Source organism: Clostridium felsineum DSM 794, from assembly GCF_002006355.2.
Lineage (GTDB): Bacteria > Bacillota > Clostridia > Clostridiales > Clostridiaceae > Clostridium_S > Clostridium_S felsineum.
Genome location: NZ_CP096980.1, coordinates 687,848 through 701,063 on the forward strand (window position 1 = coordinate 687,848; position 13,216 = coordinate 701,063).

The window sequence follows — 13,216 nt, forward strand, 5'->3', positions numbered from 1 at the left end:
ACCTTAAATAAGAATGGAGCTGATATAAATGGAAGATATTAAATTAAAAAATATTAAAGTAACTGATAAATTTTGGTCAAGATATATGAAAATAGTTAAAGAAGATATGATTCCTTTTCAATGGAAGGTTCTAAATGATGAGGCAAATATCATAATTGAAAGGGAAAGAAATGATAAAAATATTCCGGCAGAGAAAAGCCATGCTGTTGAAAACTTTAAAATTGCTGCTGGATTAAAAAAAGGACATCATTATGGATATGTATTTCAAGATAGTGATGTATATAAATGGCTTGAGGCTGTGGCATACTCACTTACAACAGGAGAGGATAAAAAATTAGAAAAGGCAGCGGATGAAGTTATAAATCTAATTGAAATGGCTCAAGAAGATGACGGTTATTTGGACACGTATTTTACTATAGATGCCAAGGAAAGGAAATTCAAACGTCTTTTAGAAAGTCATGAGCTTTATTGTGCAGGTCATTTTATCGAAGCAAGTGTAGCATATTATGAAGCTACAGGAAAAGATAAAGTTCTTAAAATAGCATGTAAACTGGCAGATTGTATTGATAGAAATTTTGGAAGAGAAGAAGGTAAAATACACGGTTATGATGGGCATGAAGAAATTGAAATAGGACTTACAAAGTTGTATTTGGTAACTAAAGAGAAAAGGTATTTAAAACTTGGTAGGTATTTTATCACGGAAAGAGGAAAGGACAGCGGATTTCTTAGAAAGCAATTAGAAGAAGACAAAAATAAACAGCCAATACTAATTGGAATGAATAATTTTGAAGCGGAATATTTTCAAGCACATAAACCTATAGTTAAGCAACAAACAGCTGAGGGGCATGCGGTTAGATTTGTATATATGTGTACTGCACTAGCAGAGGTGGCACGGTTAACAGGAACTAAAGAAATGTACAATGCTTGCAAGGTTCTTTGGGACAATGTAACTAAAAAGAGAATGTATGTAACAGGGGGGATTGGCTCTACAGTAATGGGAGAGAGATTTACATTTGATTATGATTTGCCAAATGACACAATGTATTGTGAGACTTGTGCATCGGTTGGCCTTGTCTTCTTTGCACACAATATGCTAAAAAATGAGCCTAAGGGTATTTTTGGAGATGTACTTGAAAGAAGTCTTTATAATTCTTGTATCAGTGGAATGTCACTAGATGGAAAGCATTTCTTTTATGTAAATCCTTTGGAGGTAGATCCTAAGGCAAGTGAAAGAGATCCGGGAAAAAGTCATGTAAAGGTAAAGAGACCAGCTTGGTTTGGTTGTGCATGTTGTCCACCTAATTTGGCCAGAACTCTAACATCTATAGGTAAATATATATATACAAAAGATGAGGAAACTATTTATACGCATTTATATATATCTAATGAATCATCAATGAACCTTAAAGGAGAAGAAATTATAGTTAAGCAAGAAACAGATTACCCATGGAAAGGCAATGTCAATATAACTGTTGATGGTAAAGATAGAGAGTTTACGGTTGCGCTTAGAATACCAAATTGGTGCAATAAATATGACATTAAAGTAAATGAAGAGGCTGTAAAATATGATGTTTTAGATGGATATGCTTATATCAGTAGAAAATGGGGATATAGTGATAAAGTGAATTTAAATCTTTTAATGGAGGTTCAAGAAATAAAAGCAAATCCATATGTGAAGGACGATTTTGGCAAAGTAGCTATTCAGAGAGGACCTATAGTATATTGTTTAGAACAAGAGGACAATGGCAAGGATCTCCACTTAATAAAGCTGCCTAAAAATGTTCAGTACAAATGTGAATTTGATTCAGAATTGCTTCTTGGAGTTGTAAAAATTAAAGCAAGGGGAGAAAAATTTATCGTAAAAGATGACTGGGGAGAAAATCTTTATAGTAGTGATGATAATGAAGATTTGTATGAAGAAAAAGTGCTTACATTTATACCATACTACAGTTGGGCAAATAGGAATGATGGAGAAATGAGAGTTTGGATAAAAAAAGCTTGAGAGGATTGATGATATATATGGAAAACAAAGTGCCTTTTTATCAAAAAATTAGCTATGGTGCAACTGATTGTGCAGGTAATTTACTATACGTAGTAATAAGCACATATTTGCTTTATTTTTTTACTGATGTATTTGGGTTAAGTGTAGGAATTGCAGGAACATTACTTTTAGCAACAAGATTAGTTGATGCAGTAGATGCTCCAATATGGGGATTTTTAGTTGACCACACTCATACAAAGTGGGGACAAAGTAGACCATATTTTTTATGGATATGTATTCCCTTTGCCTTTTTTACATGGCTTACCTTTACAACACCTAGTTTGTCGCCCCAAATGAAGGTGGTTTATGCAGCTGTCACATATATCTGTGCAGGTGTTTGTTATACAGGTATAGCCACACCGATAACATCAATATTACCTAATTTATCTAACGATTCTAAGGAGAGGGTTGTACTAAATTCTTATAGAATGGTCGGAGGAAACATAGGAAAGTTATTTACAAATTTAACTTTACCATTGGTTGCAATTTTGGGTGCTGGAAATGACAGAAAGGGATTTTCATTTACTTTAGCTATATTTGGAGTTGTAGCAGTAATACTTTTAATATCAGCCTTTAAAAATTTAAGAGAAAGAAATGTTAGTAAATTAAAATCTATACCAATAAAGAAGAGTGTAGGAGCTGTTAAAGGAAATTGGCCTTGGATACTTCTAGTTACTGCAAATTTAATATATTGGATTGGTAGCAACGTTATGTCATCTTCTCAGATATATTATTTTCAGTATAATCTTCATATGAAATATCTAGTATCGGTAGTAGGTGCATTATCCTTTTTAACTATAGGTGGAATGATACTAATACCATTTATGGTTAAGATATCAAATAAGAGGTCAGTTATGATAGGATCACTTATAGTTTCAGCAGTAGCAAACATGTTAATACATTTTGCAGGAGGAAGTGTAGCAGCTGTTATCATACTATATGTCATAAGTTCAATTGGGTCAGGAGTTGCTTGTTCTATGCCATTTGCAATGTTATCTGATACAGTTGATTTTGGAGAATGGAAAACAGGCATAAGAGCTAGTGGCTTTTTAACATCAATAGGCAGTGCATTTTGTATTAAAGCAGGAAGTGGTATTGGAGGATTTATACCAGCGCAAATCATGGGGGCGTTTGGCTATGTTGCAAATAAAACACAAACGGCTTCTTCATTGTTTGGAATAGAATTCAGCTTTGTATGGTTGCCAGCAATATTATTTTTAGCAGCATGTATACCCATGGTGATATACGGCAAATATGAAAAAAATGAAATTAATATAAAGAATGAGTTGGAAGCTAGAAGAGCAGTTCAAGCTTAATAAAGGGGGATTAATCATGAACAAAAAGGGTATAAGTATGATTTTGGGTATTATATTTACTATATCACTAGCAGGTGGAGTTAAAGGTATAAAAGTAAAGGCAGAAACTAATAATTTTACAGTAGATTTATCAAATCAGTATAGAAATGTTACGCATGTTGCATCAGGTTCATTATATGGTTTATCGGATGAAAACAAACCATCGGATGATCTTTTAATGCCAACTAAGCCTAATGTATTTACTCAAATGGCACCTAATGGTGGTCAGCTTCCAAATGGTGAGGCAAGCCCAACCGGAGATGCACTAAAATTAGCAGAGAAGGCAGCAAGAAGTGGTGCAAAAATAAATATAAGATTTCCAGATATGTATAAAGACTTTCCTTATAAATGGATTAGTTTAGATGATTGGAATAGCAAGATAGACAGTATAGTAGATTCAACTTTAGCATCAAAGGCAGCTAATATTTACGCCTACGAGCTTTGGAATGAACCAAATTGGACCTGGAATGAGAAGAGCTCTGGAATTTCATTTAATGAAGTATGGAAGAAAACCTATGATAGGGTAAAGGCAAAAGATAGTAAAACGAAAATCTTAGGACCAAGTATAAGCTTATATGATGAACCTTGGCTAAAGAACTTTTTAACTTATTGTAAGGAAAATAACTGTTTGCCAGATATTATGTGTTGGCATGAACTTGGGGATGCAAAAGGTGTAATAGATGTTCAGTATATAGAGGAGCATGTAAAGGATTATAGAAATCTTGAAAAAAGTCTTGGAATAAACAATAGACAAATTTGTATTGATGAATATGGAGTAACTACAGAAGAAGCCGTTCCTGGATCTATGATACGATATTTTTCTGAGTTTGAGAGAGCAGGAGTAGAGAGCGCTTGTTCAGCATTTTGGTTTAGACCAGGTAGATTAAGCAATATAATAACGGAGGACGGTAACCCTAATGGCGGCTGGTGGCTCTATAAATGGTATGGGGATATGAGTGGAAAGATGGCAATGACAACTCCGGTATCACAGACATCTTTAAATCTAGACGGGATTGCTAGTGTTGATAGTAGTAAAAAAACTGCTAGTGTGCTATTCGGTGGTGCGGATGGTGATAATAACATTTTAGTAAAAGGCTTTAATAGTAACAAATTCTTTAATAATAAAGTGCATGTTAAAGTGGAAGAAGCACCATGGTATGGAGTGGATACTAAGCTTTCTCAGGCTAAAGAAGTATTTGAAGGAAACTTTAATGTAGTTGATGGAAAGATAAATGTGCCAGTTACAGGAATGAATAAAAGTTTTGGATATCGAATGACCATTACCAATAAAGAGGGTTACATTAATAGATATGAAGCTGAAGAAGCAGTAGTAAATCATGCCAATAAATTTAGTAACGAAGGGGCTTCAAATGGACAGTATATAGGACAAATAGATTATAAAGATAGTTATGTGGAATTTAATGTAACTGCAAAAGATGCTGGACCTTACAATATGAAAATAGGATATGCTAATGGCAATTCACAGGTTTCGTCACAAAAATTATATGTGAATGGTGATATGCAAGCAGATGTAAATTATGACTCTACAGCAGGATGGATGTCTAGTGGAAAAAGTGGAACAAAGGATGTACAGATTAAGCTTAAAAAGGGAGACAACAAGATAAGATTTAGCAATAGTCAAAATGGATATGCAGAATTAGATTATATACAATTATCTAAAGTAGCTAAGACATTTAAAGTAAGACAGGAAGCAGAAAATGCACTTATTAATAATGCAACTGTAAATTTAAGTAGTTATGGTTCCAATGATGCATTTGTTGGTATGATAAACTTCGGTGATAGCTATGTTCAGTATAATATGAATGTACCTGAAGGTGGTAAATACAAATTAGAGGTAGGATATGCTAATGGAGAAAGTAGTGCTTCAACTCAAAATTTAAGCATTAATGGAGGCGAGAATAAGGTTATTACCTTTGAAAAAACAGGAGGCTGGATGGCAAGTGTTCCTAATATGGGTTACAGAAAGATTTTAAATTTATCTGTAGATTTGAAAAAGGGAGATAATACAATTAAGTTTTCTAAAGGAAACACAGGCTATGTAGAGCAGGATTATATTGAAGTGACAAAGTAAATTAAAAGTGCTTTAGGGCTTAAAAACCCTTCAGCACTTATTTTTTTTAATCTAGCTGCATATATTTTATAGATATATTTATTTCTGGGGGAGTTTTTACGAGTAAGAATGATGCGGCTTTAGATTTATTTTATGATGTTCCAGAAAGCGTAAAGTATAAACTACTACAACTTAATATAAATAAAGAAGCTAATAATGTGGAAGTTGTTATTAAATTTGTGGATAACCCTGATACTTTAAAAAAATCTGTGGATAATATCGGGGGAAGCTTTGAGGATTTAGGTTTTGGCTTTGGAATTGTAACAGTACCTATAAATAATTTAAATAAACTAAATGAAATAACACAAATAGAATACGTGGAGTTACCTAAAAATCTTTATGCTGATTTTCTGCCAGCAAATACAGCAAGCTGTGTACAACCAGCTTGGGACGTATACAATCTAACGGGAAAAGGTGTACTTGTGGGTTTTATAGATTCAGGCATTGATTACACTCACCCTGCGTTTATGAACAAGGATGGCACAAGTAGAATTCTTTATATATATGATTTAAGCAGTGGAGGAAAGATATTTAGTAATGAGGAGATAAATAGAGCAATTAAATCTAATAATCCAGAACTCATAGTTCCAGAGAGAGATGATATTGGACATGGAACTCACGTAGCAGGAATAGCTTGTGGTGGAGGAAATATAGACAGACGATATTTTGGACCTGCCTATGAAAGTAATATTGCTATGGTAAAAATGACAGCAGAAGGTAAGGCGGCATATGGAAAAAGTACACAGCTTATGCGTGGTGTGAAGTTTTTAGTAGATAAAGCAAATTCAATGAATATGCCGCTAGTTATAAACTTAAGCTTCAGTACTAATGATGGTGCCCATGATGGAACAAGTCTTTTAGAGCAGTATATAGAAAATATATGTCTGCTTGAAAAAATAAGTTTTGTAATTTCAGCAGGTAATGAAGGGGCAGCAGGACATCATGTGGGTAGTCCTCTTCGTGAAACACAAACTATATCAATGAATATAGCAGAAGATGAAAAGAGTATAATTCTTCAGCTTTATAAAAGTTTTACTGAGAATATAGCTATAGAAATTAAAAATCCTGCTAATATATCCACAGGAACAATTAATATAAATGAAGGTTACAAAGAGGGACGCATACAGAACGATAGATATTTTCTATATTATAGTGGTCCTAAGCCTTTTAGCCTAAATGGTGAAATTTTAATAAATCTAGCATCAGCTGATTCCAAGCTTACTTCTGGTACTTGGATGATAACAATAACTAAAAAGTCTAATACAATGGGAAACTATGATATTTGGCTGCCGGTGCAGGAAGGGCTTAATCCAAATACAAGATTTTTAAGACCTAATGTTTATGATACTTTAGGTATACCTGGTACTGTAAGGGATGCTATAACAGTAGGTAGCTATAACAGCTTAACCGGTGCAATATCTAGCTTTTCTGGAAGAGGAAGAGAAACTGGAAACCCAGTAAAACCTGATTTAGTAGCGCCGGGGGAGGCTATAGAATCAGCAGCACCAGGCGGAGAATTTGATGCTTTATCAGGAACTTCTATGGCAGCACCAACGGTATCAGGAATTTGTGCGCTTTTAATGCAGTGGGGGATAGTTCTTAAAAAAGATATTTATATGTATGGTGATAGATTAAAGTACTATCTACTTAATGGAGCAAAACGTGATAGAGAGGATATTAGTTACCCTAATCCTACCTTTGGATATGGGAAAGTATGCCTTAGTAATTCACTTAATTTAATTTTAACAAGGAGTGAGAAAATGTTAAGACAAGGTTGTGCTAATGTGTATTTAAAACCTGACTATCTGAATATTACAGTAGAGGCAGACAGTGATATTATGCAGGCTATGTCAAAGATAGATTATGCATGTGCCTTTCCACTGGGAGATAATTATTATGTTGTAAGTGTACAAGAAAAAAGATTAAATGAACTTTTAAATACTGTTCCTGAAATTCTATATGCAGAAATACCATCATTATATACAATATGTGCATTATCGCCACTTGATGCTGCTAACATAAATAAATTCCATGATGATCCATATCTAAATCTTACGGGAAAGGGTGTAATTGCTGGAATTATAGATACGGGAATAGATTATTTGAGTAGCGAATTTATGTACGAAAATAATACAACTAGAATAATGACGGTTTGGGATCAAACAGGAGTAAATGATGCTAATAACCAAAATGTGAATTATGGTAAGGAATATTCCGCAGCGGATATAAACGCAGCAATAGCGTTAAAGAATAATAATGGTGATCCTTATAGTAGAGTAAACCTTAAAGATGAAGAGGGTCACGGTACAAAACTTGCGGCAATAATAGGAGGACGTGGCAAATATGTTGGAGCTGCTCCAGATTGCAGTTTTGCTGTAGTTAAGCTTATCCATGCTAAAAGACTTACACTTAGCAAATATGGAATTTCAGAGCCTAAATGCTCTGTTTATTCAAGTTCTTCTATAATTCAAGCAATAAAATATTTGTTTGATTATGCTCATAAAGTTAATATGCCTATAGTAATTTATATTCCACTTGGAACTAATGAAGGTGGACATGACGGAAGCACGCTTATAGAAAGATATATAGATCAAATTTCAAGAGTAAGAGGAGTTGCGGTAGTATGTGGATGTGGAAATGCAGGTGATACCAATACACATACCTCAGGAAGGTTTGAAAGTACAAATTCAGTAAATGTTATAGAAGTAAAAGCGGGAGAAAAGCAAAAAAATTTACCTATTAATATATGGTTTAGTACTCCCGATAGAGTTTCGATAAGTATAACATCCCCATCTGGTGAAATAATAGAAAAAATTCCACCTAAATATAAAGGTCCAAATGTAACGAAGCTTGTATATGAAGAAAGCATAGTTACAATACAATACTATTTCCCAGAACCATTAACAGGAGATGAGTTTATAGAGATATATATAGAAAATATAAAACCTGGTATATGGAAGCTTAATTTAACAGGTGAGTATATACAAAACGGAGCATATAATGCATGGCTGCCACAAAAAGTCTTGCTAGAAGAAGGAACGGAATTTTTAAACCCTTCTCAGTACACAACGCTAACAGTACCTTCAACCAGTAGAAGTGTTATATGCTGTAGTTATTATAATCAGGATAGTAATACATTAATGTCTAGCTCTGGAAGGGGTTATACAAGAGATAATAGGATAGCTCCAATAATAGCAGCAGGTGGATATATGGTGCCAACCGTAGATGGTAGTGGTCAAAGTACAACACTTACAGGAAGTAGTCCTGCCTCTGCAGTCTTAGCAGGAGCAGTTATTTTGATGCTTCAATGGGGAATAGTTGATGGAAATGATAGAACCTTATATTCAACTAAAATAAAAACCTATCTTATACGCGGAGCAGATAGAAGAGAAGGTGAGGTTTACCCAAATCGTGAAACTGGTTACGGACTTTTAGATTTAAATGGAGTTTTTGAAAGAATGAGAAATGAAAAAAGAAGAGTATTTGTAAGAATACCTAAAGAAATAAGAAAATTTTTCATCTAACAGTAATAAAAATACTATTTATGAATATTAAATATAATGAATAGTTTTTATAAGGATGGATTATTATGGCTAAAGGTAGATTACAAATTCAAGTATTTAAGGGAGAGAATTATACACCAGTAGATAAATCTAAGGTAACAATAACTTCAAATACTAATACTTCTGCAAAGAATATAGTTTTAAATACGGATAGTTCCGGTCTTACACAGGAAATTGAGTTAGATACTCCTCCAATAGAATATTCTATGAATCCAACAGATAAAATTCCATATGGATTATATGATATTAAAATAGAGGCAAATACTTTAAAACCTCAGTTAATTAAAGGATGTCAGGTAATGCCTGATAGAGAAGCACTTCAAAATGTTACTTTGTCTGATGCTCCAAATAGGCAGGAGGTAATTATACAAATACAGCCTAATGTGCAAGTTGGAAAATATCCACCTAAAATACCAGAAGCACCAGAAAAACCAATGGAAACAGGCCCAAGTGGTTTTGTTGTACTGCCAGAGCCACAAGTGCCTCAATATATTGTTGTACATGCAGGAGCACCAGACGAGGCAGCGCCTAATTATACTCTAAGATTTATTGATTATATAAAAAATGTTTGTTCTTCAGAAATATTTTCTACGTGGTCAGATAGTACCATAAGGGCTAATGCGCTATGTATAATATCTTTTGTTTTAAATAGAGTTTACACAGAATGGTATAGGGGAAAAGGAAAGAATTTCACAATAACTAACTCAACTGCCTTTGATCAAGCGTTTAGCTATGGAAGAAATATTTATAAAAATATAAGTAATATAGTTGATGATGTATTTACAACGTATATAAAGCTTCCAGGAAGGAAACAACCACTTTTAACACAATTCTGTGATGGAAAGAATGTCCAGTGTCCTGGTTGGCTTACTCAATGGGGAAGTAAATATCTGGGCGATCAAGGAAAAACTGCACCACAAATAATAAAGAGTTTTTATGGTCAGGAGGTTCAATTTGCTACAGCTCAAAAAGTAAAAGGTATACCAATCTCATATCCGGGATATCCACTAGGGATTGGGAGCAAGGGAATTCCAGTTAGAACAGTACAAACTTATTTGAATAGGATTTCTGTTGCCTATACTGCAATACCAAAGGTAGCGGTTACAAGTGTATATAATGCAGAGACTAGAAAATCAGTTCAAGAGTTTCAAAAGATATTCAGTATTCCGGTTACAGGGGTGGTGGATTATGGAACTTGGTATAGAATTTCAGATGTGTATGTTGCAGTAACCAAAATAGCTGAGCTTAGAGGAGAATCCTCCTATGATGATGGAGTATTTTTTCCACCTATAGCATATGCTAACAGACCTATTCCATATATAGATTATCCAGAAGAGTAATAAATAATTATTATTTTATAAAAAAGAGTACTTAACAAAAACAATTACTTATTGTATAATATTATCATAGAAACATAAGTTTTCTATGAAGGGAGAATGAGAAAATGAAGGGAACTGTGGTAGGAACATGGGTAAATACCTGTAAGGGGTTGTATGGTGAAGAAGTAGTAGGAAATGCATTAGAAGAGGTTGGATTTAAGAGAAAAAAAATATTTTCTCCCCTTGAAGATGTAGATGATGATAAGGTTAATAGATTTATTGAGTATATATCAGATAATGTAAAAGAGGAGAAAAATTCAATATGGGAAAAGATAGGTGAAGACAACGTAAAGGCATTCCACAAAGCTTTTCCAGCTTTTTTTGAGCATGAAAATTTGTATTCCTTTTTTAAATCTATGTTTGATGTTCATGTGGTTATGACTAAGAAATTTCCAGGAGCAAAACCACCGCTTGTATTAATAAAACCAATATCTAAAAGAGAAGCAATCTTCACATATAGATCTAAAAGAGGAATGTTTGGATATTTAAAAGGACTTATAAAGGGAAGCGCAGATCATTTTAATGAAAAACTCAAGATTGAAGAATTAGAAAAAACAGCTGAGAGTGTATCTTTTAAGTTTACTTTTGATAAAGATATATACTATAAGAAAGTTTTCAAAGTAAACAAAATGCTTTCACTTGGATTTATTAAAAGTATTCCAGCCAAAATATCAATAGTTACATTACTAATAGGAATAATAGTCTTTATACCTGTTTTAGGTGTTAATAATATAGTTAAAGCACTTATATGTGCAGCAGTAGAGGCTTTAGTAGCATTTATAGCTTCAACTTTTTTAATGGGGCCTCTAGGTATTATAAAAGAAGAAATTGGAAGGCTAAAGAGACATGAATTTTCAGTGGATGGTGATATTGAAACCTCTGATTTTTGGGAAGATATATATGAAGAGCTCAAGGATTATAGCAAAGAGATAACTAAGGATTTTGTTGGATTTAAAGGACTTACAGACGAGATGAATACCTTTGTTGAGAATATAAACGCTATAACTAAAACTATGGATGAGACTTCAAAGGATATATCAGATGTGGTAGAGCAGGTTGCTGCTGGTGCTGTAAGCCAAGCTGATAATACCCAAGGTAGTGTTACTGTACTTAATGACAATATAAATGGTCTTAAAAGAGTTGTAGATGTTGAAAATCAAAATAAAATTCAACTTGAAAAGACTATAGAAAAAATAGATAACAGCTATAAAAATGTTAATACTACAAGTGAAAACATAACAAATAGTATTAATGAGTTTAAGATAGTAAAGGACAAGGGACGTGAGCTTTCTAATAAGGCTAGCGATATAACTAATATAGTTTCAATAGTTTCAGAAATATCAGACCAAACTAACCTACTTGCATTAAACGCTTCAATAGAGGCAGCACGTGCGGGAGAAGCAGGACGTGGATTTTCTGTGGTAGCAGAAGAAGTAAAGAAATTAGCGGAGCAAACTAAAGAGGCTGTAGAAAATATAAATACAAATCTTGAACAGTTTGTAGTAAATATTAATGAATTAGTTGATAGGATTGAAGCACAATATGGAGTTTTAGAAGGAGAAATATCGAACCTCACAAATGTAAGAAGTTTAAGTAACGATGCTAATGTATCTGCTAAGAAAGTATCTGATGCAATGATAAAAACTGTTGAAGAGCTTAATCGTGAAGCAAAATCCATATCTGAAATATATAACAAAATGGAGACACTTGCAGCTATAGCAGAGGAAAACTCAGCTTCATCACAGGAAGTAAGTGCAAGCGTAACAAGCTATACAGAAGAGATAGTCAAGCTTACGGATAAAATAGGACAATTTAAGGGTATTGCCGAGAATTTTAGAAATGATTTGAAGAGGTATAAAATTTAGGTGTGTTATTTGAACTTAGGGTGCTTATTTGCGATAAATAAGCACCCTAAGTTTATATTAATTAAATTTTCTATGAATAAACTACCATATTTGAATTATTTTCCATTAATTTCATAACGTTTGCTATCTGTAAGCTTTGCAACTATAAAGCCACCTATTATTGCCACACAAATATTTGCTATAACATTGTTCCAATATATTGTTGTAGCAATATCAGGTATAGTTCTATTATCTGCCCCAACAAGCAAAGAAACAATCCCAGCATATTCTTTAAATGATGTTTGTAAATTAGTTCCAATAGAGAAATATATATTATTTGCTGGCATTAAATTTAATTTCATTATTTGATATAATCCAAAAGTAATTAAGAATAGGGTTAAAAAAATAATTGCTGCACTCACAAATTTATTCTTAAAAAGTTTTCCTAAAAGTATAGCCAAACCTAATATAATAATTCCACTTATGCAGCTTAAAAATCTAGCTAGTATAAAATATATCACACCCATAGTTGGATTACTGGATTTTGCTATTCTCATAGCATATATACCGCTTGGACTAATAAATTCAAATATTAAACAAGTTGACCACAAAAGCATGAATGAGATTGAAAAAACAACTACCTTAATAAAAAATTTCTTGGAGGTTTTAATGGGAACCATATGAAAAAGCACATCTTTTCCTCTGTAAAAACTATTATATAAATCAATGAAAACATATATGGTAATTAATATCCAAGATATTGAGGTTATCTGTAAATATATCCCCGAATATTGGCTGTAATTTGAAAGTACAAGTAAGCTTAATATAAATTGCAATAATATAAAAAAACCAAGTATTAATACGTGTTTTTTTGCCTCTAACTTTAAGAAATAAGGAAGCATA

At 33.1% G+C, this 13,216-nt stretch carries 7 protein-coding genes; 6 read left to right on the top strand and 1 reads right to left on the bottom strand.

Going from position 1 to position 13,216, the window contains the following annotated elements; genetic code table 11:
• Positions 1-28 precede the first annotated feature (28 nt).
• The 6 genes from CLFE_RS03215 to CLFE_RS03240 all read left to right on the top strand — a co-directional run bounded on the left by CLFE_RS03215 (position 29) and on the right by CLFE_RS03240 (position 12,334).
• Positions 29-2,002 (top strand): glycoside hydrolase family 127 protein, encoded by a 1,974-nt coding sequence (locus CLFE_RS03215; RefSeq protein WP_077893376.1) that lies wholly within the window; start codon positions 29-31, stop codon positions 2,000-2,002.
• On the top strand, positions 1,984-3,357 hold the full coding sequence (locus CLFE_RS03220) for an MFS transporter (protein WP_242951611.1): 1,374 nt from the start codon (positions 1,984-1,986) through the stop codon (positions 3,355-3,357). Before CLFE_RS03215 ends, CLFE_RS03220 begins: the two co-directional genes overlap by 19 nt.
• Positions 3,358-3,373: 16 nt before the next feature.
• Positions 3,374-5,488: a CBM35 domain-containing protein gene (locus CLFE_RS03225; RefSeq protein ID WP_169850936.1), complete on the top strand. Its 2,115-nt coding sequence runs from the start codon at positions 3,374-3,376 to the stop codon at positions 5,486-5,488.
• Positions 5,489-5,568: 80 nt separating this feature from the next.
• Positions 5,569-9,051, top strand: coding sequence for a S8 family peptidase (locus CLFE_RS03230; RefSeq protein WP_169850938.1), 3,483 nt, complete (start codon positions 5,569-5,571; stop codon positions 9,049-9,051).
• 65 nt (positions 9,052-9,116) lie between these two features.
• A complete protein-coding gene (locus CLFE_RS03235; RefSeq protein ID WP_077893378.1) occupies positions 9,117-10,430 on the top strand; it encodes a peptidoglycan-binding domain-containing protein in 1,314 nt (437 codons plus the stop codon).
• Positions 10,431-10,534: 104 nt separating this feature from the next.
• The gene (locus tag CLFE_RS03240; protein WP_077893379.1) at positions 10,535-12,334 is read left to right on the top strand and encodes a heme NO-binding domain-containing protein; all 1,800 of its coding nucleotides are present in this window, start codon (positions 10,535-10,537) and stop codon (positions 12,332-12,334) included.
• A 95-nt stretch (positions 12,335-12,429) separates the two neighbouring features.
• Here the strand turns inward: CLFE_RS03240 and CLFE_RS03245 are convergent, their stop codons facing one another.
• The gene (locus tag CLFE_RS03245) at positions 12,430-13,215 is read right to left on the bottom strand and encodes a hypothetical protein (RefSeq protein ID WP_077893380.1); all 786 of its coding nucleotides are present in this window, start codon (positions 13,213-13,215) and stop codon (positions 12,430-12,432) included.
• Position 13,216 lies beyond the last annotated feature (1 nt).